Source organism: Bifidobacterium hominis (genome assembly GCF_040095915.1).
Classification (GTDB): Bacteria; Actinomycetota; Actinomycetes; order Actinomycetales; family Bifidobacteriaceae; genus Bifidobacterium; species Bifidobacterium hominis.
Map to the genome: position 1 here is coordinate 1 of NZ_JBBMFR010000009.1, position 22,746 is coordinate 22,746.

At 56.4% G+C, this 22,746-nt stretch carries 19 protein-coding genes; 15 read left to right on the forward strand and 4 right to left on the reverse strand.

The window, feature by feature from the left end; translation table 11 throughout:
• Positions 1 to 241: 241 nt before the first annotated feature.
• Positions 242 to 1,204, reverse strand: a complete 963-nt coding sequence (locus tag WMO36_RS07120) for a nucleoside hydrolase (RefSeq protein WP_302694710.1) — start codon at positions 1,202 to 1,204, stop codon at positions 242 to 244.
• Between the two features lie 263 nt (positions 1,205 to 1,467).
• Between WMO36_RS07120 and WMO36_RS07125 the strand changes: the two genes are divergently transcribed.
• The 3 genes from WMO36_RS07125 (at position 1,468) to WMO36_RS07135 (ending at position 4,236) form a co-directional block, all read left to right on the forward strand.
• A complete protein-coding gene (locus WMO36_RS07125; RefSeq protein ID WP_186291056.1) occupies positions 1,468 to 1,752 on the forward strand; it encodes a hypothetical protein in 285 nt (94 codons plus the stop codon).
• Between the two features lie 200 nt (positions 1,753 to 1,952).
• Complete coding sequence (locus WMO36_RS07130) at positions 1,953 to 3,608, forward strand: sugar transferase (RefSeq protein ID WP_180753742.1); 1,656 nt, start codon at positions 1,953 to 1,955, stop codon at positions 3,606 to 3,608.
• A gap of 127 nt (positions 3,609 to 3,735) precedes the next feature.
• Positions 3,736 to 4,236, forward strand: a complete 501-nt coding sequence (locus WMO36_RS07135; RefSeq protein WP_003835436.1) for a hypothetical protein — start codon at positions 3,736 to 3,738, stop codon at positions 4,234 to 4,236.
• Positions 4,237 to 4,420: 184 nt separating this feature from the next.
• Here the strand turns inward: WMO36_RS07135 and WMO36_RS07140 are convergent, their stop codons facing one another.
• Together WMO36_RS07140 and trxA are read right to left on the reverse strand one after the other, a co-directional pair.
• Positions 4,421 to 5,419, reverse strand: coding sequence for a resuscitation-promoting factor (locus WMO36_RS07140; RefSeq protein WP_337510017.1), 999 nt, complete (start codon positions 5,417 to 5,419; stop codon positions 4,421 to 4,423).
• 246 nt (positions 5,420 to 5,665) lie between these two features.
• On the reverse strand, positions 5,666 to 6,031 hold the full coding sequence (trxA, locus tag WMO36_RS07145; protein WP_039199165.1) for a thioredoxin: 366 nt from the start codon (positions 6,029 to 6,031) through the stop codon (positions 5,666 to 5,668).
• A 190-nt stretch (positions 6,032 to 6,221) separates the two neighbouring features.
• Here trxA and WMO36_RS07150 point away from each other — a divergent pair, with 190 nt between their 5' ends.
• The 12 genes from WMO36_RS07150 to WMO36_RS07205 all read left to right on the forward strand — a co-directional run bounded on the left by WMO36_RS07150 (position 6,222) and on the right by WMO36_RS07205 (position 21,336).
• Complete coding sequence (locus tag WMO36_RS07150) at positions 6,222 to 6,842, forward strand: NUDIX hydrolase family protein (protein WP_039199164.1); 621 nt, start codon at positions 6,222 to 6,224, stop codon at positions 6,840 to 6,842.
• Between the two features lie 45 nt (positions 6,843 to 6,887).
• The gene (locus WMO36_RS07155) at positions 6,888 to 7,736 is read left to right on the forward strand and encodes an alpha/beta fold hydrolase (RefSeq protein ID WP_349077194.1); all 849 of its coding nucleotides are present in this window, start codon (positions 6,888 to 6,890) and stop codon (positions 7,734 to 7,736) included.
• 115 nt (positions 7,737 to 7,851) lie between these two features.
• Positions 7,852 to 8,940: an NAD(+) diphosphatase gene (nudC, locus tag WMO36_RS07160; RefSeq protein WP_099571716.1), complete on the forward strand. Its 1,089-nt coding sequence runs from the start codon at positions 7,852 to 7,854 to the stop codon at positions 8,938 to 8,940.
• Positions 8,941 to 8,996: 56 nt separating this feature from the next.
• Positions 8,997 to 9,401 carry a glycine cleavage system protein GcvH gene (gene gcvH / locus WMO36_RS07165; RefSeq protein ID WP_039199161.1) on the forward strand — a complete coding sequence of 135 codons (405 nt, stop codon included), beginning with the start codon at positions 8,997 to 8,999 and terminating at the stop codon, positions 9,399 to 9,401.
• Positions 9,402 to 9,536: 135 nt separating this feature from the next.
• On the forward strand, positions 9,537 to 10,772 hold the full coding sequence (locus tag WMO36_RS07170) for an App1 family protein phosphatidate phosphatase (protein ID WP_349077195.1): 1,236 nt from the start codon (positions 9,537 to 9,539) through the stop codon (positions 10,770 to 10,772).
• A 161-nt stretch (positions 10,773 to 10,933) separates the two neighbouring features.
• Positions 10,934 to 13,384, forward strand: a complete 2,451-nt coding sequence (locus WMO36_RS07175) for a S9 family peptidase (RefSeq protein WP_173405882.1) — start codon at positions 10,934 to 10,936, stop codon at positions 13,382 to 13,384.
• Between the two features lie 206 nt (positions 13,385 to 13,590).
• Positions 13,591 to 14,631, forward strand: coding sequence for a 3-isopropylmalate dehydrogenase (locus WMO36_RS07180; RefSeq protein WP_003835420.1), 1,041 nt, complete (start codon positions 13,591 to 13,593; stop codon positions 14,629 to 14,631).
• A gap of 173 nt (positions 14,632 to 14,804) precedes the next feature.
• Complete coding sequence (locus tag WMO36_RS07185) at positions 14,805 to 15,539, forward strand: TM2 domain-containing protein (RefSeq protein ID WP_099571713.1); 735 nt, start codon at positions 14,805 to 14,807, stop codon at positions 15,537 to 15,539.
• The gene (locus tag WMO36_RS07190; RefSeq protein ID WP_337510025.1) at positions 15,539 to 16,681 is read left to right on the forward strand and encodes a lipoate--protein ligase family protein; all 1,143 of its coding nucleotides are present in this window, start codon (positions 15,539 to 15,541) and stop codon (positions 16,679 to 16,681) included. The genes WMO36_RS07185 and WMO36_RS07190 overlap by 1 nt, the downstream gene beginning before the upstream one ends.
• 173 nt (positions 16,682 to 16,854) lie before the next feature.
• Positions 16,855 to 17,580, forward strand: coding sequence for a Crp/Fnr family transcriptional regulator (locus WMO36_RS07195; RefSeq protein ID WP_099571711.1), 726 nt, complete (start codon positions 16,855 to 16,857; stop codon positions 17,578 to 17,580).
• A gap of 100 nt (positions 17,581 to 17,680) precedes the next feature.
• The gene (locus tag WMO36_RS07200; protein WP_099595005.1) at positions 17,681 to 20,005 is read left to right on the forward strand and encodes a transglycosylase domain-containing protein; all 2,325 of its coding nucleotides are present in this window, start codon (positions 17,681 to 17,683) and stop codon (positions 20,003 to 20,005) included.
• A gap of 194 nt (positions 20,006 to 20,199) precedes the next feature.
• Entirely contained in the window at positions 20,200 to 21,336 is a 1,137-nt protein-coding gene (locus WMO36_RS07205) for an NADH:flavin oxidoreductase/NADH oxidase (RefSeq protein ID WP_349077196.1), read from the forward strand.
• Between the two features lie 150 nt (positions 21,337 to 21,486).
• On the opposite strand, the gene WMO36_RS07210 is transcribed toward WMO36_RS07205, so the two are convergent.
• A complete protein-coding gene (locus WMO36_RS07210; RefSeq protein WP_099571708.1) occupies positions 21,487 to 22,635 on the reverse strand; it encodes a quinone-dependent dihydroorotate dehydrogenase in 1,149 nt (382 codons plus the stop codon).
• Between the last annotated feature and the right edge of the window lie 111 nt (positions 22,636 to 22,746).

The following is a 22,746-nucleotide window of genomic DNA, read 5'->3' on the forward strand; positions in this document are numbered from 1 at the left end:
CTCACGCATACGAAAGAACCGCACCTCCGATCATCGAATCTGAATTTCTTCAGTCCAACAATCGGGGTGCGGTTCAAGGCGGGGAGGGCCTTCTTTGTTTTCGCACGGTTGTCTTCGAAATCGTCTGTAGCCGTCGTATTTACGGCTTGGGTGGAATCAGACATTTTTCTCCTTGTATAAAGCTTTGTGTAAGGGTGTTTTCGTATAAGTCTGCTTTCCGCATGAGTCCGCTTCTTCGCGGCTACTCGGATTCTCGAGCGAGCTTGAGCAGACGTTCCATGAGTCGGCCGACGAAACGTTCCGCGTCGACGCTAAGCGCGACCTTCGTGTTCTTCGGCTGGCTCAGCAGGCGGGCCGGATCGCCAATGGTTCGTCCGATGCTTGGTCCCTCGGTCTCAACCATGAGGTTGATTGGGTATGTGGTGACCAGCGTCGGATCGATCGCCACTGCGGCGGCCAAGGGATCATGCAGATTGCAGCCTCCCTGGAATGCGGGATCCTCCTGCTCGCTGATGTCAATGTAATAGTCCGTCATATCTGCCAGGAATGTGCCGGCCTTCGTGCCCGTGTCGCGCAGCTGTTGTGTTTCCTTTTTGGTCAGTAGGACCTGCATGGTCACATCGAGACCGATCATGGTGATGTCTGCGGAAGTTGCAAAAAGACGATTTGAAGCTTCCGGATCCATGGAAACATTGGCTTCCATGAAGGGGTTGCAATTGCCTGGCTGGGTTAGTGAGCCACCCATCATCACGATGGTGATGTTGTCGATGATGTCCGGAGCTTTGGCGAAGGCTGCGTCGATATTGGTGGACGGGCCGGTGGGAACGTACACGAGTTCGTCTTTGCCGTACTTGCGTGCGCAGTCGATGATGAAATCCACGGCTGACGTTTCTTCGGCTTTGCGAGTCGCGCGAGTGGGAATGTCGACGTTTCCGGTGCCGTTCTTTCCGTGGAAGATGCCGGAGCTGTCGGGGACTGCGAAATCGGTGGCGTTGCTTGGATGAGAGACGCCCTTGAATACCGGAATATCCTCACGTCCGAACATAGACAGAAGGTTAAGATCGTTGGCGACACCCGTTTCCAATAGCACGTTTCCGTAGGTTCCGGTAATTCCAATCAGTTCAGCGTCTTCTGAAGCGAGGACATACGACATGGCAAGGGTATCATCAATGCCGGTGTCCAAATCAAGGATGATTTTCTTCATAGTGTTTCTCCTTCCACAGTCTTGCAACTGCGAATAATCCAAGCTTGCGACCGCCTCGCCGAAGCTTGCCGATCAAACGAGACCGTGCGGCATTACACGATGGTAAATCGTTTAATCAAATTCACTAACCGATGATAAATGGTTTTAGCACCTTTGTCAATCGTCATAAGTTGCGAGGATGGAATGTTGCGCGAGATAGGGGGTTGCTCGTAGGCCTTTTTCGGGGGTGGGGCTCTGTCATGGCAGAAACGTAGGGGGTTATTATGTCAGACATCGGAACGGGTGCAGAGAGCGCGGTGAATGACGCTGTGAACAGTGCGGCGAACGCAACGGATGGGCCGTTTGCGGTGTATGTGCGTAAGGCGCGGCCGAATATGCGCGAAGCATCGACCCTGCAGGGGGAGCATTGGAGAATCGGCATTCTAACGGAATCGCTGATCCGCTTCGAATGGTCTGACTCCGGCAAATTCGAAGACAATCTCACGCAGATGGTGGTCAACCGCGATTTTGGCGCCGACCCGCAGTTCACGGTGACGCATCGCTATTGACGGAAGAAAGTCCTGCAATACTGCAGAAACTTCGTATGATCAGCAGACATTGAGTTTGTCGATCGCGGCTGATTCTGGGAGTACCGACATCCATCACCCTTCTATGCCATTCTAGGGTGGTGGATGTTACTCGGGGGGGGGGGTGGGTGTAGTCTGCCTTAGAGGGATGGAGTGTAAGAGCTAGACTGAAGGGATTGGACATGCGAGGGAACTCCTGCGATTCGGATTCAACGCCAAAGACGGAGGAAATACATATTGTTTCCTCCAACGCATGGCATAAGCAGCGGGCGCATGTTCAGGATCAAGCTCAAAACGTTTCGCAGTTTGAACCGATGACATTCTCGAACACGCCGTTTCCCGTTGATGGGGACGGGCGTAGCCGCAAGCGGGCCAAGAAGCAGGTCGTTCCGGGGTGGAGGTATTCGTTCGTTGCCTGTCTGGTAATGGTCGACCTTGCCGTCATGCTGGTTTCTCTCGCGTTCAGCCTGTGGGCAAACAATTCTGCATATGAAGCCATCGGTAGCGTCATGCCATTCTGGCTATTTCTTGTTTGCTTCAGTGCCATTTGGGTATTGAGCCTTACGATCGTCGGTGCATACCATAGGCATGTGATGGCGGAGGGCTATGAGCTGTACGCGAAGATCATCAACGCTTCGCTGCTCACTATTATCACGTATTGCTCGGTTGCGTTTATTTTCAAACTTGCGCTTCCACGAACGGCACTTATCGTTGCCCCGATCATCGCGTTCTTTCTGGAAGTGATTGCCCGTTGGCAGATGCGTCAGTGGTTGCATCGCAGCCGCAAAAAAGGTTCTTGCAAGTATAAGACCGTGGTGATTGGTTCTTCCGACGGCATTAACCGTGCGTTGCGTACCATGCAGGATTATTCCAATTGGGGGTATTCGCCGGTCGCAGTATGCCCGATTGAAGCTGACGGCAGCAAGAAAGACGCGTATGTGGTCACTTCGTTCGAGCCGGATCCCACCGTTGAGGGTGCCGATATGCTGAAGGTGATCCCGTTTAATTCCGCGTTCCCCCGCACGTGCGAAAGCCTTGGCGCTCAAGAAGTGTATGTTGCCGACGTGCTGTCTCGTGATTCCGAAATGCTGCATGGTATCTCTCTTGCAGTGGAATCTTTGGGTATGGAGCTTGCCCTGGCTGTGTCTTTGGCTGACGTGAGCGGGCATCGCTTGTATTTGCGTAATACTGCTGAGCAGCCGGTGTTGTTGGCGAGTCTGCCGCAATACACTACTGCTACTGCTGTGGTGAAGCGTGTCGTCGACATCATAGGTTCGGCTTGCGCGTTGTTGATTTCTTCGCCGATTATGCTTGGTGTGGCTATTGCCATCAAACTCGATGATGGTGGTCCGGTGTTTTTCTCTCAGCAGCGTGTCGGGTTACATGGTAAGCCGTTCACCATGTACAAGTTCCGTTCCATGGTTACCAATGCAGAAGAGTTGAAGAAGAAGCTTGCTGAAGAGAATGGCCAGAGCGATCGTTTTATCTTCAAAATGAAGGATGATCCACGTATTACGAAAATTGGCCATTTTATTCGTAAGACTTCGTTGGATGAGTTCCCTCAGTTCTTTAACGTGTTGAAGGGCGATATGTCTTTGGTTGGGCCGCGTCCGGCGTTGCCTGACGAGGTTGCCCGCTATGGCTCCCTGTATTCCACGCGTTTGCTGGTGAAGCCCGGTATTACTGGTCCGTGGCAGGTTTCCGGTCGTTCGGATCTTTCGCAGGAACAGAGCGAGTATCTGGACGTTTCGTACATCGAGAATTGGTCCATCGCTGGAGATCTCGCGATTCTTGCGAAGACCGTGCTCGTAGTCTTCCGCGGTACCGGTTCCTACTAGGCTGCGCATTGCGTTGATGCAAGAAAATCGCCTCCCTTTCTTGAATAATAGAAAGGGAGGCATTTTTTATTACTGACAATGAGGTACAGTATTTCACGTAGTTATTTACAGTAAAGGAAGGATTTACATGTCCGTTCTTGATGGTTTCAAAGAAGTTGGCGAAAGAACTGGTGGCAAGTTGACCATGACGGTCATGCTTGAATCCGTTCGTTTTTCCAAGGGTGTTTCCGAAGTGCTCGGTCGTCCGGAATTCGTCAAGCTGCTGGTGAATTACGAGCGCGGCAAGTTCGCAATCCAGGTGTGCGACGAGAACGACGATTTCGCGGTTCAGTTCAACAATCCGAACGCTGATCGTCCGGCTTCCGTGACCACTCGCAATCTTGACCTGCTTGTTGCAACGCAGAAGTTCTTCACTTTCCCGGAAGTGCCTGCAGACAAGATCGCCTACTTTGCTTTGGAAGGTGAATATCACAGCGATGAGCGCGTGATCCTCTTCGACGCCAAGAACGGGGTTCGTAGCGGCACCGTCGGCAAGCGCGGTCCGAAGGCCGGCCATGGTGGCCGCAAGCGCAGGAAGATCGACGACGTCAAGGAAGCTACGGTGATCGGCGCCAACAACGCCCTGTGAAACCGATAGTATCTTAGTGGTATATCGAATCACAATATAGTTTGAGCCTCGTAATATCTTCAAATATTACAAGGCTCAAACTATATGCGTTGAATTACGAAAATTAAATATCAATCACCAGTCAGCATAAACTTTCAATACGAGCTTGCCATCTGATCGGGTTGAAATCAGATGGCAACGCATATCAGTAGCAGTGGTTGGCAAGCCAGTACGAATAGGCTCCCTGAATGGAACCGTAACGCTGTGCGCAATAGCCCCAGAACCACTTGAGCTGGGTCTGGTAATTGGTAGCCCAATCGGCGCCCTCGCTCACCATCTTGCTGCCAGGCAATGCTTGGGGCAGGCCATAGGCTCCCGAACTTGGATTCGTTGCAGTGACGCTCCAGCCGGACTCATGGGTAATGATGTATACGGTGGCGGTGAAATCGGCTTCGGTGTAGCCGTTCGACAGCAGATAATCGTGCGCCCACTGCTGCATTTCGCCCGCCGGCACGGTGGTGCCGATCGACGCGGAAGCGCTGGAGGAGGATGACGAAGTGGAGCCGGTGCCAACGAGAATGACCTTGTCGACCGGAGCCTTCTTCACGTACGAGCTGATCATGTTGGAGGAAACCACGGTGTCACCGGACTTGGTCACGAGGTTCGTGGTTTCCATCACGCCTTCCTCGCCTTCCGTCTCGACCTTCTCCTGGCCTTCCGGCAGGCTTGAGGTTTCCTTCTTGATGACATTGAAGCCGATGGCGGTGTCGGAAACCTCGACGCTCGCGCCGGCACGCTGAATGGTGATCACGGTTTTCTCATCGACCTTGGTGGTGAGCGAAGGGGAGACCGTGTCTTCCGGTTCGAGCGTGATATCACCCGCGTCAAGCACGGACTTCACGTCGGTGAAATTGGTGCCGGGCACCACGCGTGACTTGCCGTTGATTTTCACGGTGACGTACGAGGTGTCTCCATTAAGCAGCTCGCGGGCATTGCCACGGGACGCTTCCGCGGAATCGGTGACGGAGAAAGCCGTGACCTGATTGGCCGTGTTCCGCTCCGCGGACGTGTAAAGATTGCGCGACACAATGCCGCCGGTAGCCAACAGGCCCACCGCCGCAACCGTTGCGGCGATCTTCACCAGCGAGGATTTGCTCGGCATGGCGAAGGTAGACGACTGGGCGTGCTTGCTGTGGTTAGCCATTCTGCTCCTAAACGCGCGTTCAGATCCTCGGCGAATTCACGCATGCCCGGCATGCGGTGCGCTGCCACACGAGGCTTCGCCGGAAAGCGCACATCTAGCAAGCCAGTTTACCTCACGCCATGGAAACCGAGCGGGCGCATATGCAACAGGCGGGCAAAGCCAGCGTACGCAATAGGCGGGCAAAACAAAAAGTGCCGTTGATGTTTACCATCGAACGACACCTTTGAAATCGTTGTAATTTTCAGCCTACTCCGCCTGCGCCTCAGCCTCTTCGGCAGCGGCCGCGTTGACATCCAACGCCTTGGCCTGCGCGATCAGATCGTCCAGATCCGACGCACGTAACGCACCGGCCTGCTGGAACACGATCTGCTGGTTCTTGACCACCATCAACGTCGGCACGGCCTGCACCTTGGCCGCGGAAGCGAGATCCGGATTCTGGTCGATATCGACCTTGGCGAAATAAACGTCGGGATTCGCTTCGCTCGCCTTTTCGAACGTCGGACCGAATGCGCGGCACGGACCGCACCAGGTCGCCCAAAAATCCACGAATACCAGATCGTTGGATTCCACAATCTGATTGAAATCCTCGGAAGTGACTGCATGCGTTGCCATGATTGCTCCTTGCTGTTCGTTCCATCGACGCGCGTGACGGGCTGCACCCCTCGTATGCGATTGCTTTGGAGTATATAACCGTGCCCCAACCCGACGCATTCCCGGCATGCGCAAGATCCGCTATCAGAGGAATCGTCTTCCATCGCACGCTTTTCCAGCCAATTCACACAAGATGCGTGATAATGGGACTATGCCAGTGATGAATGATGAAGTGCCCGACGAGGGCGATTTCGATGCAGGCCGCCGTCGCGGAGAATTCGACGACATCACGCCGGAGGATTTCATCCGCGGAATAGGAAACCCTCCAGGATGGCTTGCTTCCGGCGAAATCAACCGTATGCGAGGTGAAATGCCGATCCCGTACGTGCTTGTGGTGCCGGTGCGCACCGATGATCTGGGACGTGTCTCACAGGTCGGATCACTGCTTCGTGTGTCTGACGACGGCAGCATCGAACGAACGCTGATCGCCGGCCGCGTGCTCTACCACGAATCGTTGCGTGAGGCCGTGGCGCGCAATATCGCCAAGGATTTGGGAGATATCGCGTTGCCGCAGTTGCCAGTGAGCCTGCAGCCATTCACCGTGGCTGAGTTTTTCCCGACGCCAGGACTGTCCGATTATTTCGATTCCCGCCAGCATGCGATCGCATTGTGCTATGTAGTGCCGATCGCGGGCGATTGCAAGCCGCAGGACGAGACGCTCGACGTGGAATGGGTCAATCCGAACAGCGAGATTCTCGACACTTTCGTCAACCAGATGAGCAACGGATATGGCACGATTGTGCGTCAGGCGATTGCTTGGACCGGCAAATAGGCTGCGAATGCATGAACAACAGGGGAGAGTAATGGAGGAGCGCATATGACGATCGAATTGCATAACAATGTGTATTGCGAAGGGGCGGGGCTTCCCGTGGTGCTGGTGCACGGGTTCCCTGTGGACCACCGTATGTGGAACGAATGCGCGGATGCGTTGAAAACGACCGCTGCGGAACATGGCGTGAAACAATTCCCGATTTGGGCTCCCGACATGCCCGGTGCGGGAGAAGGGCCGATTCCTTCCGACGAGAACAGCGGTGGCAAAGACACGGACGGCGCTTTCCCCAACGGTTTGGACCGCATGGCCGACGCTTACGTCGACCTGTTGCACGCTGCCGGATACGACAAGGCGATTTGGGTGGGTCTTTCGATGGGCGGCTACCTGATTCTCGACATTCAGCGTTTGCACCCCGAAGCCGTCGCCGCACTGGCCTTATGCGACACGAAGGCCGCCGCTGATTCCGATCAGATGCGTGCGAAACGCATCGCGATCGCCGAGGAATGCGAATCGACGGGCACGCATGAGCCGGTTATGGGATTCGCCGCCGCCACGCTTGAGGATTCAACCATCAAACAGTCGGACGCTTACCGTGAACAGTTCACTGCATGGATCAACGAGCAGCCGGCCGAAGGCATCGCCTGGCGTGAACGCATGGCTGCTGGCCGTCCGGACCTGAACGATGTGCTGTCGTCGATTACAGCGCCGGTCGCGGTGATCTGCGGCGACAAGGATCCGTCGAGTCCGCCGAGCGTGATGGCGCCGATCGCCGATGCGATGACGGCTACGAGCGCGGATATGACGGTGGTATTTGATTGCGGTCATTTCAGCGCCTATGAGCATCCGCAGGCGGTTGCCGACGCACTGCTTGCATTGGTGCGCAGAGTGCAGTAGCCGATATTCCCGCAACTACCGTCAATAGCGTAATCAGATATACAAAAATATAAAGAAAATACGATTTATATAGAAAAAATCTTCTATATATCGTATTCAAAGAAAGAAGCAATCGATGAGCGTGTTCTCGCCACTGGCGCTGACTCAGGCACTGCCGTTCCTGCCACTTGCGCAAGGCGACATCGACTATGAGGTTTCAAGACGCGACGAACCCGACCTGTTCGACACAGTGCTGCTGGAACCTGCTACGAAAGTCATTCTCGTCAAAGACGGCATGGTGGCGGTGCCACGCGGACAAGGCGCCATCGCGGACTACGCCAACGTGCACATGCGTTTGACACAGCTGCCCGGATCCTATGTAGCGGCGGAATTGCACACGCATCCGACGGCGCTCGCCATATTCCTCGGCTCATATGGCGGCAAGCGTGACGAGCATGTGGTGGCCGTTGACGTGTCTCGTGTGAAGGCTGCAGAGCCGGTGGCCGCAAGCAGCGAGCATATGGGCGCGGACGACGCGTTCGACGAACAGCGCGAACCGGAAGCGAAGACGTCGAAATCGCTGTTGGAAAACGCAGCGGAACGATTCGACTGGGTTGACCTGCGCGGATTCGCCCCACATGCCAGCGCGCGTGAGGCTGGCCAGGCCACAACGGCGATTTCGCTAGGTGTGTGGCATGCGCGCCAACGCCATTGCCCCACGTGCGGCGCTCCGACCGAACCGGCGTTGGGCGGATGGGCGCAGCGGTGCACCAGCGAAGCGGATGGCAGACGGCTGCTGTTCCCCAGAGTGGAGCCGGCCGTTATCACGGCGATTGTGGACCATGAGGACCGTCTGCTGCTGCAGCACAACAGCGCATGGCGCAACACCGGCCTGTATTCCGTGTCCGCAGGCTTCGTAGAGGCGGGCGAGAATCTGGAGCACGCATGCCGGCGCGAAGCCAAAGAGGAGGTCGGCATCGACCTCGGCGAACTCAAATATTTGGGATCGCAGCCATGGCCATTCCCAGCCTCGCTCATGATGGCGTTCAAGGGCGTGGCCAATACCACCGACGTGCATGTGGACGGTGACGAGACCCTGCAAGCGCGTTGGATGACCCGTGACGAATATATGAACGAGCTGGTAACAGGGCGTATGGAAGCCCCCGGAAAGGCCACCATCGCCCGCTACATGATCGAAGAATGGCTCGGCCACGATCTGCCGTAACAAGTTTCGGTACCGCGCTATGGGAAATGCGCGCAATTGACATAGAATGAGTTTTCATGAGTGAAGAAAACGAAAACAGGCCGAATCTGGACGTTCCCGAGCATCTCGAATACTCCGACGAGCATGTGTGGGTGGACGCCTCCACCGAACCGGCCATGGTGGGCATCACCGAATATGCGGCCGACCAGCTTGGCGAACTCGTGTACATCGATCTGCCGGAAGTCGGCACCGAAGTACAGGCCGGCGACGAAGTGGCGGAATTGGAATCCTCCAAAGCCGTCACGCCGCTGGTCACTCCAGTGGCTGGCGTGATCCGCTATGTGAACAGCGAAGCGGCCGACGATCCGGGCATCGTTACCGGCGATCCGTATGGCGAAGGCTGGATTTTCAAAATCGAGCTTGAGGATGACGAACCGGGACTGCTTTCCTCCGAGGAATACGCCAACATCGTGGCGGAATAAAAGATTCGGCAAAACGTCTCGGAACAGGGAACCGCATGCGAAATCAGGTATGAAATCGTTACCGTTCCCTGAATAATCCCTGATTTTCATGGCTGGGGCACTAAGTAGTTCGGCAATCGCCTTTATAGTGGGGATATGACCGAACCACAGCCGTTGCCCCAGCGTGAACCGGATGTCATATCCGAAGATGACATGCCGACCGTGCCCATTCCCGCACGCAAGGTGGTCACCACCTTTGATGCCGCTTCAAAACATGAGCGTATCGAAGTCAAGCCTCCGCTGACACAGCTGTTCCGCCGTGCCCTCACCAGAGCGTTCAACGGGTGGGTGACGGTCTCGACAAATATGGTACGCAATCTCAATTGGTATCCGCGCGTGGAACCGTATGTCGGCTATGGCACCGAACATTACTCGCGCCTGATCTGCCGAACCGTGTACGGCCCATTCAAACGCCAGGCGGGACGCCTGACCCGAGGCATCCGCGCCATGCTCACTATCCCCTCGCCGCATACGAAGGTGCGCATCGCCATCGACGGCGTGCCCCTCGAAACCGTGCAGGTGGGGGCGTCGGAAGTGTATGACGAAGTGGATGCGCAGCGCAATGTTTCCAGCGAATTCGCCGCATCCGATTCCGCAGGCTATCTCGATCTCGTGGCCGAACATTCGCTCGAACCCGGCGTGCATGACGTGTCGTACAAGGTGCGTAGCCGCAAGCCGGTCAAAGCCAACCTGTTCACCATTCCCAGCGGCACGAAAGTCGGTGTAATCTCCGACGTGGACGACACCGTCATGGTCACGCAGGCGCCAAGCCTGATGAAAGCGGCCTACAATCTGCTGCTGCTCAATCCGAAGAAGAAAATGCCGGTGGCGGGCATGAATCTGCTGTTCAACCGCATTGCGGACATGTTTCCGGATGCCCCGTTCTTCTATCTGTCGACGTCGCCGTGGAACGTGGAAAGCTCGATTAGGCATTTCATTGCCGACCATGGGTTCCCGGAAGGGCCGCTGCTGCTGCGTGACCTCGATCCCCGCCCGAAAACGTTCATTCCTTCCGGAGTGCAGCACAAACTCGAGTATGCCGAACAATTAATGGCTGATTTTCCCGATATGAAGTTCATTCTGATCGGCGATGATGGGCAGAAGGATCCGACCACGTACGCCACGATCGCACGTCGGTATCCGGGGCGTGTGCTTGCGATCGGCATACGGCAACTGTCTCCACGCGAGGCCTCCGGTAATCTCGGCACCGTTGCGGGGCGTGCGGCCACGCAGCCGATTCCAGTCACCGACGTTCCTGTATTTACGGGAACGACTGGCTCGAATCTGATGAAAACCATGCTGCCGTTCCTGAAACAACAGCTGGGTGTCTGACGTTTTTCTTTCCACTTACAGCAAGGGGGATGCGCGTTGCGCTGGATTGGGAACGCGATACCGGTATAATCGCCTGCATGACTGATTTTCGGGGTGAACAGGACGCAACGGGCGCGCAGGAAAACGACAAGAGCCGTCAGAGCCGTCTGGGCGAATGCGGAATGCCGATCGCGAAACGCGTGCCGACGGAGCGCGTGTTCCACGGCGACACCTTCATCGATGAGTACGAATGGCTGCGCGACAAGGAATCGCAGGACGTGCAGGATTACGTCGCCGCACAGAACCAGTATTGCGAACAGCGCATGGAAGCGTTGAAAAACCTACGCACCACATTGTTCGACGAGTTCAAATCGCATGTGCAGGAAACCGACATGTCCGTGCCAACGCGCATGGACGGCTACTGGTATTTCACACGCACCAAGGAAGGCCAGCAGTATGCGGTGCAATGCCGTGTGCCGATTCGAAGCGCAGACGATTGGGATCCGCCGACCATTGAGATCGGCGTTCCCCTCGACGGCGAACAAGTGGTGTTCGACACGAATGCCGAAGCGCAAGGCTACGATTTCTTCCGCATTGGTGGCATGGATGTTTCCAAAGACGGACGTTGGATGCTGTACGGCACTGATACCAGCGGCGACGAACGTTACAATTTCCGTATTCGCAATATCGAAACCGGCGATGAACTGCCGGAAGTGTTCGAAGGCATCGGCGGCGCCTGTTTCACGCCGGACGCGCAATGGGTGTTCTACGTGCTGCTCGACGACGCATGGCGTCCATATGCGGTGATGCGACACCGCGTTGGTACCCCCGTCACCGACGATGTGGAAGTGTATCGCGAACAGGACGAACGATTCTGGGTGGGCATCGGCTTGTCGTTCGACGAACGCAATCTGGTGATCGGCACCGGATCGAAAACCACCACCGAAGTGCTGCTGCTTTCCACTGACGATCCGGAAGGTGAATTCCGTGCGTTCATTCCGCGCGAGCCGGATGTGGAATATGACGTGAGCTTCAGCCGTTTCGAAGGTGCCGGCGAGCATGGCGAGGACATTCCGCTCGCCGTGGTTTACCACAATGCGTTGAACCCGAATTTCGAAATCGATGTGATTGACATGCGTTCGCATGAGCCCCCGTATCGTTTGGGTGAGGGTGTGCGTGTGGCCGTCGGCTCGCCGTACGGATGCGAGCATGGCGACGATGTTGAACCGGGCGCTTCTTCGATGCCGATCGGCACGCCGTATTCGAATCCTTGCAATCCCGCCATTTTGCAGGGTGCGCATGGTCTTGGCATCGAGGGAATTTCGATTCATCGGCATTACGTGGCGTTGCAGTACCGTGCGGAAAGTCTGCCGCATATTGCGGTGATGACGAAGGATGCGGCCGCGGAGGATTTTCTTGCAGGTCGCCCATGGCGGTTCACCGAGCTGGTTCCGCACGCGTTGGAAGGCGATTGGGATGTTGATGAGTCGGTGGACGAGATCAACGTGGAGCGTGCCGAAGTGTGGGGTGCGCTCGACCAGTTGGCCGCTGCGCAAGGCGAAGGATCGGCCGTGCATGGGATTTCCCGTAAGGCGATGACTTCGTCGGATGGCGCGACTGCCGATGCGATGCCGGGGGAGACCCGGCGCCTGTATTCGATTAGTACGGGAGATAATCCTTCATATGATGCGCCCCGTATACGCTACTCGTTCGCCAGCTATACGCGCCCCGGCGAGCTGCATGATGTCGATCCGGCAACCGGTGAGGATCGCCTGTTGAAGCGTGCCACCGTGCTTGGTGGATTTGAGCCGCGCGAATATATGGAACGCCGAGTGTGGGTCACCGCCCGCGATGGCGAGCGTATTCCCGTTTCCTTGGTGTGGCGTCGGGACGTGCCTGCTTGTGATTCGGCGATGTTCGTTACTGGTTATGGCGCGTATGAGATCAGTTCGGATCCGGGATTCTCGGTGTCTCGCATCAGTATGCTTGATCGTGGCGTGCTTTATGCGGTGCCGCACATTCGCGGCGGCGGTGAGATGGGTCGTGCCTGGTATGAGCAGGGGCATCTGCTCAATAAGAAGCATTCGTTTGAGGATTTCGTTGATGCCGTGCGTGCGTTGCAACGTGCCGGTTTGGCGTCTCCTGTTCGCACGGTGGCCGATGGTGGTTCCGCCGGTGGCCTGTTGATGGGTGCCGTGGCGAATCTGGCTCCTGAATGTTTTGCCGGTATTGAGGCGGATGTGCCTTTTGTGGATGCGTTGACGTCGATTCTTGACCCGTCGTTGCCGTTGACGGTTACGGAGTGGGACGAGTGGGGCGACCCGTTGCATAATGCGGACGTGTATCGGTATATGAAGGAATATACGCCGTATGAGAATGCGCCGGCTGATGCCGATGATGATCGGGTTGTGGTTTTCCCGAAGATTTTCATCACCACGTCGATGAATGACACGCGTGTGCTGTATGTGGAGCCGATGAAATGGTTGGCTCGCCTGCAGCGCGCTGGTGTGGATGCCGTGGCGAAGATTGAGGTCGAGGCCGGTCATGGGGGTACGTCCGGAAGGTATAAGCAGTGGGAGGAGATTTCCTATGAGAATGCTTGGTGCCTTGCGATGATGGGTATTACGCATTAATTCGTTTGTGTCCGACCGTGTATGTTCGGCGTTTCTTGTAGGGCCCCCGATTTGAGGGTCCTACACCGAACTGCATTGGAAAGTGCCATACGACGTCAAAATCAATGAAGGTGACACGTTCGTGGCCGCCGACGACGCCATATGGAGTGTCCACTAGTTGAGCGTTACGTGTCCACGTGCTGATTCGTTGACTAGAGTCGCGTGCTATGAGTGATTCCGCAAAGAAGTACACCATCGCTGTCATTCCGGGCGATGGCATTGGCAAGGAAGTGACTCCGTGGGCCCAGAAGGCTCTGGAGAAGGCGGCCGAGGGCGTCGCCGAATTCGATTACGAGAATTTCGATCTTGGTGCCGAGCGTTACCTGCGCGACGGTGCGATTCTTCCGGAAGAGGAAGAGGAGCGCATCAAGAAGACCGATGCGATTCTGCTGGGCGCCGTAGGCGATCCGCGCATCAAGGCCGGCATTCTGGAACGTGGTCTGCTGCTCAAGCTCCGCTTCGATCTCGACCAGTACGTCAACCTGCGTCCTTCCAAGCTGTACAAGGGCGTGACCTCCCCGCTCGCCAACCCGGGCGACATCGACTTCGTTGTAGTGCGTGAAGGCACCGAAGGCCTGTACTGCGGCGCCGGCGGAGCGGTGCGTCGCGGCACCCCGAACGAGGTGGCCACCGAAGTCTCCATCAACACCGCCTACGGTGTGGAGCGCGTGGTACGTTACGCCTTCCAGCTGGCCATGAAGCGCAGGAAGCATGTGACCCTCGTGCACAAGAAGAACGTGCTCGTCAACGCGGGCGACATGTGGCAGCGCATCGTTGACAAGGTCGCCGAGGAATATCCGGAAGTCTCCCATGACTATCTGCACATTGACGCGACCACCATCTTCATGGTGTCCAATCCGTCCCGTTTCGACGTGATCCTCACCGACAACCTGTTCGGCGACATCATCACCGACGAGGCCGGCGCCGTGGTCGGTGGCGTTGGCTATTCCGCTTCCGGATGCATCAACGCTTCCGACGAATACCCGTCCATGTTCGAGCCGATCCACGGTTCCGCTCCAGATATCGCAGGTCAGAACAAGGCCAATCCGACCGCCGCGATTCTTTCCGCAGCCATGCTGCTGCGCCACCTTGGATTCGACGAAGCCGCAGCCAAGATCGATGCGGCCGTCGAAGCCGACATTGAGGAACTGGGATCCACCACCCGCTCCACCGACGAGGTCGGACGCGACATTCTGGCCCGCATGTGACGGGCATGATCCGGATTATATGATTTTGCCGGATCCATTCGCCTGTTGAAACGCCCGTCGAATCGAGCTTCATGCTTGGTTCGACGGGCTTCACGTATATTCAGGGGGATTTCAGGGATTGCTTTCAGGGTAGATGAAAGAGATAAGGCAAATTATGGGATATTGTTGGAAACATGAGTGACAACAATGCCGGCTACAACAATTCCGGACAAGACAACTATTACGCGTCGAATGATTCGACCCAAGCTGATTTCGGACAATTCCAGGATGGCTGCAATCAGCCTGCAGCGCAACCGTACAATCCCAACCAGTATGCATCGCAGCAGCCTGTGCAGGGACATGCCCCGGACGCGCAGGGCAACAACATTCCCGACGGTACGTATGGCAATGCCCAGCCATATGGTCAGCCGGCTGCCTACGGTTCGTCCGTGCCCGCAGATGGCTTGGCCGCTCCCGCTTACGCGCAGCCTACGCAGCCAGCTCAGCCTAGCTACGGCCAGCCGATGTATGGACCGGCGGATTACGCACAATCGGCGCAGACCCCCTATGATCAGCAGCCGGCGCAGCCCCAATACACGCAGCCCGCATACAATCAGCCGCCAATCTACGCGCAGCAGGCCTACTATCAGGCGGCCCAACAGCAGCCAGGCTACGGCTACGCGCAGAAGTCGAAGATCGTCGCCGGCCTTCTTGGCCTGTTCCTCGGCACCCTAGGCATACACAACTTCTATCTGGGCTACACCGGCAAGGCCGTGGCCCAGCTGTTGCTGACCCTGATCGGATGGATCATCCTTGTCGGACCGATCATTTCCGGAATCTGGGCTCTGATCGAAGCCGTCCTCATCCTGTGTTCCAGCTACGGATCCAGCTGGCACCGCGACGGGCGTGGCCAAGAGCTCCAAGATTGATGCGCAGAGGCCTGTACAAGCAGCCGGGTGGAAAACTCGTAGGGGTTTCCGTCCGGCTTTCTGATGCCGTTCCAGCATATTCCCGCGAATGCGCAAGCTCCACCCAATCCGTAGAACAATGCCGGATCGACGGCGATTTCTTTCTTGACGGCAATGACAAGGATTCCCGCCGACTATTGCAGGATTTGGAAAACTTGCTGCAAAGCCAGCAAAGCGCGCCCGCACGCGATATTACGCGACGATTGCAAGCGATTACCGCGAACTATCCGAACGTGCGATTGGTGGGCATGACGGAAGAGGGCATCGCCATCGCTTTCCTCCGCGCAATCACAGGAAGCGAATCGCGCAATGCGGAAGATGCAACGAACAACGGGAATATCGTGCGGTCCGCGAAACAATATTCCGGGGAACAACTGGAAACGCATAATGCGCTGACGCAAGAGGAATATCTGGAACGTTGGCGGGCCCTGAAACCGACCGTCATCCATGACAAACCGCGAAATCCAAACGAACAAATGGAAACCGACATCGCATGGGCGCGCGAAGTGGCGGCAGGAAAACGCGAACCCACGCTGCGTATCTGGGAATGGGCCGCGCCGGCGGTGGTCATCGGCAAATTCCAATCACTCGAAGACGAAGTCAACACGGCGGTCGCGCAGAGGGAAGGATTTACCGTGGTCCGACGTTGCACCGGCGGCGGGGCAATGTTCATCGAACCGGGCAACACCATCACCTACTCGCTATACGCGCCGCTCGATTTCACCCAAAGCATAGGCGTCGAGGAATCATACCGGCTCTGCGATTTCTGGCTGGTGCGCGCGCTTAAGGAACTCGGTCTCGACGTACGATTCGCCGGTCTCAACGACATCGCCACGCAATATGGCAAACTCGGCGGAGCCGCGCAACGCCGCTTCACGCCAGTAGGAGGAGGGCCTGGCGCCGTACTGCACCATGTGACCCTCGCCTACGATATCGACGCGGAAAAAATGGGACGGGTGCTGAACACCTCACGCGAAAAAATGTCGGACAAAGCGGTGAAATCAGCGGTAAAACGAGTCGATCCGATGCGCTCGCAGACGGGCATGAGCCGCGAAGACGTGGTTGAACGGCTGCTCGATGCCGCCAAGCGAGTTACAATGTAGCCCGACGATAGAAGCCGCCCGAATGTCAAGGGCGATGAGAACGCTACGAAGGCTTGGTGTTCCACGAGGGCATGCGGAATCGCAGCAAGCTTTCGAAGCCGCAGCAGCGCGCCCGACAACACGTCTGGTGGCCGTGCCCAGAGGATGCGCCTATGAACACGGAGGTGTGACAAATGGCTACGCCAAACGAGACAAATAGTGGACCCAGTGGCGAAAGTGCAATGTTGCTGCATACCGCGTTGTTCAAGCAGGTTTCTTCCGAAGAGGCGGAGGAACTGCTGCCGCATCTGCAACATGCCGAATACAACAAGGGCGACTATATTTTCCGTGAAGGCGACACCGATCATCGCATGTATCTGCTGGAACGCGGGCGCGTCAAACTAATCCGGCAATCGTCCGACAGACGTGTGCAGTTGTTGAGCATTCATGCGTACGGCGAAGTGCTGGGTGAGATTCCGGTGTTCGATCCGCACGGTGGGCCGCGCACCGCGTCCGCCGTGGCCATGACCAATGACACGAAAGTCGTGTGGCTTGAACATGACGCCCTGTTCGCATGGCTTGACGAGCATCCGCGCGTGGCCGTCGACATGCTTCAGGTGCTCGCGCATCGCATGCGTGACAACAACGAGCGCATTTCGGAACTTGTGTTCATGGACGTGCCGGGACGTTTGGCAAAAACGCTGCTGAATCTGGCGTCACGTTTCGGTGAGCCGGTCGAGGCGGGGTTGAAGGTGCCACACGATCTGACGCAGGAGGAAATGGCGCAGCTGGTCGGTTCGTCGCGTGAGACGGTGAACAAGGCGCTGATGGATTTCGCCAACCGTGGATGGATTGCGCGTGAGGGCCGTTCCATCGTCATCTATCAGCCGGGTATGCTTATTCGGCGGGCGAGACGATAATTTCGGCTATTTTCCAGTGTTTTTCAAGTTTTACGGTTGTTTGTGAGAAATCCGTGACGCCTGTGGGCGAGCGGTTGATTAGTAGACCCACCACTTTAGAATGGGCACCATGCCCGAAAAGAAGACTTTGACCGTTCAACGTGTGCTCGCGCTCGTGATTGCCTACATCACGCTGAGTGTGGGTGGCGGCGTGGCCGCCAGTTTGTTCCTCCTACCGGCGGTTTTCGGCGCGAACAGCGTCGCCAAGGCGGTTATTCCGTCGCTGTCGGTCGAAGGTATTGATTTTGATGTGACCAGCTTGCCGCAGAAGTCGACCATGTACGCTTCCGATGGCACCACGAAAATCACCGAATTCTGGGATCAGAATCGTGAAGTCGTGCCGTTGAAGAAGATTTCCAAATACATGCAGCAGGCCGTGGTCTCGCGTGAAGACAGGCGATTCTTCACTCACGGCGGCGTTGATGTGCAGGGTGTGTTCCGTGCATTCGTCCAAACATACGTGAAGGGCGACCATCAGGGCGGTTCCTCCCTTACCCAGCAGTATGTCAAAAACGTGCTGATTCTGCAGGCGCAGCAGGATGACGATCCGATTGCGCAATACCATGCGTCGGAAGATACCATCGCACGAAAATTGAGAGAAATGCTGATTTCCGTGCAAATGGAAAAGCAGTATTCCAAGCCTGAAATTTTGCAGGGATATCTCAATATCGCACAGTTCGGCGGCAATAGCCTCTATGGTGTGCAGGCGGCTGCGAAACGGTATTTCAATACCACCGCCGATCAGCTGAACATCGTGCAGTCCGCCACCATTGCGGCAATCACCAAGAATCCGAACGCGTACGATCCTTCCGTCGAATCGAACCAGCCGGAATCCGAGAAGCAACGCAACATCGTGCTGCAGCTGATGCACGAGCAGGGCTATATTTCGGATGCGGAATATCAGGAAGCGGTCAATACTCCGCTCGTGGATACGCTTAATGTCCAGCCTATTTCCACCGGTTGCATGGCAGCGGATTATGATGCAGGCTATTTCTGCGATTACGTGGTGCATAAGATTTTGAATTCCAAGGAATTCGGCAAGACCAGCGAGGACAGGGAAAGACTGCTGAAAGAGGGCGGTCTGAAGATTGTCACCACGTTGGATATCGACGCCAACACCTTGTTGAACGAAACCGCGCGCAACACCATTCCGCCGGAAGATTCCTCCGGCATGGAAATCGTGATGGCGTCCGTCAAACCGGGTACCGGAGAAGTGTTGGGCTTCGGTCTGAATCGAACGTATGATGCCACCGAAGCGGCGCAGAACGACCAGACCAGGGATTCCATGAACTATGCCGTGGACCGAGAAGACGGCGGCGGCATGGGCTTCTCCATCGGCTCGTCGTGGAAGCCTATCAATCTGGTGGCATGGATGGAAGCAGGGCATTCCGTCAACGAGAACCTGCAGACGTCCACGAGGTATTCGACCTCGTTGTTCGCATGCGATCGTTATACCGGCGGCACCGATTCGTGGAACGTCACCAACGCAATAACCAATGGAACGGTGAACCCGGAAACGCCGGCATTGGCTTTGGCAAGGTCTCATAACACCACGCAGGCTTCCATGGGATCCATCATCGGTTTGTGCAAGATTGCCGATACCGCAACTGAACTTGGCTATCATGATGCGAATACCGGTGAGACGCTCGACAAGACCTCATCATTCGTGCCTGCCATGATGGTCGGTAACGTCAACGTGTCCCCGCTGACGATGGCAAGCATCTTCGCTGTATATGCGTCCAATGGCGTGCAATGCAATCCGATCGCGCTGAAGCAGGTGACTGATGTGGATGGCAATGATATTAAGGTGCCTTCCGCGAACTGCCATCAGGCGGTTGATCCGGAAATCATTCAAACGCTTGCTTGGGCCATGAATCAAGGCGTTGTTCGTCCTGACGGCGCAGGCGGTGTGGCACAGTTGGCCAATGGACGTAAGACCTTCGCCAAGACCGGTACCCACGAGGATCAGCTAGTTACGACAGGTGGTTTCATTCCGAACCAGATCGCTACATTCGTGCTCGTCGGTGACGTGCAGAATCCGGTTGGACACCCGATTGCGAATATCGCTATCAACGGCCAATACCACGGCTATTGGGATGGTTCCACCATCGCGGCCCCGGCATGGCGTGACTTTATGAATGCTTATGCGGAACGCAAACAGCTGCCGATTGATAACGATTATGGGCAGCCTGCGGCCAAGTATTCCGCAACATCCGGCGCGGTCACCAGGATCGGCGGTGGAAAGCAGAATGCCACACAGCAGCAAAGCACAATCATCCAGCAGCAGAACCAGTCACTTCAGCAGCAAAGCCAGTCGCTTCAGCAGCAAAGCCAGCAGAACGACCAGCAGGCTGATCAGGATCAGCAGCAGACCGAAGATGAGTGACGCTTCCGCAATTCAGTGAATGGAAGTGAACAATCAATGAACGCCCGCCATGCTCGGCGGGCGTTCTGCGTAGAATGCAGATAGTGCCGGTTCTACGGCACGAAATCTCCAGAGAAGCTCAAGGGGAATACGAAAAGAAGGTTCAGCTGATCGGCATGAAGCCGGTAGGTGCGACCGGAGGGGGAGCTACTACGATGAGCGAAGATGAAAAGAAGACGAAGCAGTCGAAGAAGGCCAAAACCAATGGCACGGTTGACCTGTTCGATCCTATGACTTTGCGTGGAGTGGCCGTGCGCAACCGTATCTGGCTGCCGCCGATGGACACGTATTCCGCGTTGGCCCAGGATGGTCTGCCCACGCCATTCCACTACCAGCATTATGTGTCGCGTGCCATGGGCGGTTTCGGCATGATTATCGTGGAAGCTACCGCAGTGGCGCCGGAGGGTCGTATTTCGCCATGCGACTTGGGATTGTGGGCCGACGAGCAGATGGATGCATGGCGTTGGATCGTTGCCGATACGAAGGCCGCCGGCGCCACCATGGCGGTGCAGCTCAACCATGCCGGACGCAAAGCCTCCACCGGTTGCTTCTCCATCGGTTTCGAGCATGAGAGCGTGCCGGAGGAACAGGGCGGTTGGAAGACCGTGGGGCCAAGCGCCAACGCGTTCGGCTCGCTGACCAAGCCTCGCGCGTTGACCGTTGACGAGATCCATGCCATTGTCGACCAGTTCCGCGATGCCGCTTGGCGTGCTTATGATATCGGTTTTGACGCGGTGGAAATTCATGCGGCCCACGGCTATCTGCTGTCGCAGTTCCTCGACCCGCTGATTAACGAGCGTGAGGATGAGTATGGCGGATCGTTCGAAAACCGCATCCGCATGCTGGTCGAGGTCGTGGACGCCGTGCGTTCCGTCGTGCCCGACACCATGCCGGTGCTGGTGCGCGTTTCCGCAACCGACTGGGCTGCCGGCGGTTGGGATCTCGACCAGACCGTCGACCTTGCCAAAGTATTGAAGGAGCATGGCGTCGATCTGGTGGATGTTTCCACCGGAGGCATGATTCCGGGCGTGACCATTCCGGTCAAGCCCGGCTATCAGGTTCCGTTCGCGGAGCAGGTGCGTTCGCGTGCCGGAATCCCAACCACGGCGGTCGGTCTGATCACCAAACCGAAGCAGGCCAAGAAGATTCTCAAATCCGGTGCTGCCGACGCCATCGAAATTGGACGTGTGGCATTGCGTGATCCGAACTGGCCATTGCGTGCCGCAGCCAAGCTCGATATTCCGACCGAAAATGCGCCCTATCAGCCGCAATACGTGCGTGGCGCGTATTAAATGGAACCGATAGATTGGATTATCGTCAGATAAATATCAGATAAAAACAGGCAGTATTGGTAATCGCAATAAAATAGCGTCCCGCACCATGGTATTGGTTGCGGGACGCATTATTTTTGCTGCTTTCATCTATCGGGAAGCCGGCTGAAATCAGGCGTCGATGCCGACGGCCTGGCTGACGTGGTCGAAACCGTCGCGCTTGAGCAGTTCGGCGAGGCCGCGCTTCAAAACGGTGATCTGCTGCGGACCGCGGTACATCAGCGAGCTGATGAACATCACCAACGACGAGCCGGAACGGATCTTCTCATAGGCCTGCTGCGGTGTGAACACGCCGCCGATGCCTGCGATTGTGAAACGGTCGCCGTATTCGCGGTACACCTGCTTGATGCGTTCGTTGCTGGCCGCATAGCAAGGCGAGCCCGACAATCCGCCCTCCCAATCACGCGGGATGTTCATGCCGGTACGATCCTTCTGCAGGTTCGCGATCGATAGTCCCTGCACGTTGTGCTCGGCAAGCACGTCAAGCAGTTCCTTGAACTCTTCCCAGCTCTTGTTCAACGGCAGTTTTACCAGTGTGGGCTGCGGGCGTTCGATTTTGTCGAGTTCGGTGAATAGCCTGTCGAGCGCTTCCGGACTTTCGTTGAACGGCTCGCCGGCCATGGTGTTCGGGCAGGAGATGTTCACTTCGACCATGGCGGTGCGGCCGACGGCGCGACGCATCGAAGTGCAGTAATCCTCGATGCCCTCCTCCAAATCGCCGGTTTTGGTGTCGTTCGTGCGCGCGATTGATACGGAAATCTGCATGTCGCGAGCTTTCGTCCAAGCCTGCTCAGCACGCGGAATCACGATTTCCGATCCCTCATTGGCAAGACCGACGTGCACCATCATCGAATCATATTCAGGCAGGCGATGGAACCACGGCCTCGGATTGCCAGGGCATGGGCGGGACGTGGTGGAACCGACCGTTTCGAAGCCGAAACCGGCATTGTCGAGCAAGACCGGCATCTCGCAGTTCTTGTCAAGACCGGCGGAAAGACCGAACGGATTGACGAAGTCGATGCCCATAACATTGGTTTCCAGCACCGGGTCGGAGTAGTTGAGCATTTCACGGCACGCCCACATCAGCGGAGGAATGTTCTTGGTGATCTTGCAGAACTGGATCATCTGGTCATGCGCCACGTCGGGCGTTTGATTGAAAACGAAAAACGGTTTGATGATGTGCTTGTAGCCGAAGGTGAAGAGATCGGTGGTGGCTTTGTTCACCGCGTCGTGCCAGAAATTCTCAGAAACATACGTCATGGTTCACCATTCTCGCATCGTTTGCTGAAAGAAGGCAACATGGTGATCGGTTTCGTTGACGGTATGTCGACGTTCGTTTTTGTGCGATTCGGAGGATTATGGGATGTTCAA

Excerpts from the sequence above, each read along its gene's own strand:
- gcvH (WP_039199161.1), top strand. The coding sequence starts at position 8,997 with ATGAGTGAAGAAAACGAAAACAGGCCGAATCTGGACGTTCCCGAGCAT.
- trxA (WP_039199165.1), bottom strand. The coding sequence starts at position 6,031 with ATGGCAACGCATGCAGTCACTTCCGAGGATTTCAATCAGATTGTGGAA.
- WMO36_RS07200 (WP_099595005.1), top strand. The coding sequence starts at position 17,681 with ATGGGCACCATGCCCGAAAAGAAGACTTTGACCGTTCAACGTGTGCTC.
- WMO36_RS07130 (WP_180753742.1), top strand. The coding sequence starts at position 1,953 with ATGCGAGGGAACTCCTGCGATTCGGATTCAACGCCAAAGACGGAGGAA.
- WMO36_RS07155 (WP_349077194.1), top strand. The coding sequence starts at position 6,888 with ATGACGATCGAATTGCATAACAATGTGTATTGCGAAGGGGCGGGGCTT.
- WMO36_RS07125 (WP_186291056.1), top strand. The coding sequence starts at position 1,468 with ATGTCAGACATCGGAACGGGTGCAGAGAGCGCGGTGAATGACGCTGTG.
- WMO36_RS07175 (WP_173405882.1), top strand. The coding sequence starts at position 10,934 with ATGCCGATCGCGAAACGCGTGCCGACGGAGCGCGTGTTCCACGGCGAC.
- WMO36_RS07185 (WP_099571713.1), top strand. The coding sequence starts at position 14,805 with ATGAGTGACAACAATGCCGGCTACAACAATTCCGGACAAGACAACTAT.
- WMO36_RS07135 (WP_003835436.1), top strand. The coding sequence starts at position 3,736 with ATGTCCGTTCTTGATGGTTTCAAAGAAGTTGGCGAAAGAACTGGTGGC.
- WMO36_RS07150 (WP_039199164.1), top strand. The coding sequence starts at position 6,222 with ATGCCAGTGATGAATGATGAAGTGCCCGACGAGGGCGATTTCGATGCA.
- WMO36_RS07210 (WP_099571708.1), bottom strand. The coding sequence starts at position 22,635 with ATGACGTATGTTTCTGAGAATTTCTGGCACGACGCGGTGAACAAAGCC.
- WMO36_RS07180 (WP_003835420.1), top strand. The coding sequence starts at position 13,591 with ATGAGTGATTCCGCAAAGAAGTACACCATCGCTGTCATTCCGGGCGAT.
- WMO36_RS07195 (WP_099571711.1), top strand. The coding sequence starts at position 16,855 with ATGGCTACGCCAAACGAGACAAATAGTGGACCCAGTGGCGAAAGTGCA.
- WMO36_RS07170 (WP_349077195.1), top strand. The coding sequence starts at position 9,537 with ATGACCGAACCACAGCCGTTGCCCCAGCGTGAACCGGATGTCATATCC.
- WMO36_RS07120 (WP_302694710.1), bottom strand. The coding sequence starts at position 1,204 with ATGAAGAAAATCATCCTTGATTTGGACACCGGCATTGATGATACCCTT.
- WMO36_RS07205 (WP_349077196.1), top strand. The coding sequence starts at position 20,200 with ATGAGCGAAGATGAAAAGAAGACGAAGCAGTCGAAGAAGGCCAAAACC.
- nudC (WP_099571716.1), top strand. The coding sequence starts at position 7,852 with ATGAGCGTGTTCTCGCCACTGGCGCTGACTCAGGCACTGCCGTTCCTG.
- WMO36_RS07190 (WP_337510025.1), top strand. The coding sequence starts at position 15,539 with ATGCGCAGAGGCCTGTACAAGCAGCCGGGTGGAAAACTCGTAGGGGTT.
- WMO36_RS07140 (WP_337510017.1), bottom strand. The coding sequence starts at position 5,419 with ATGGCTAACCACAGCAAGCACGCCCAGTCGTCTACCTTCGCCATGCCG.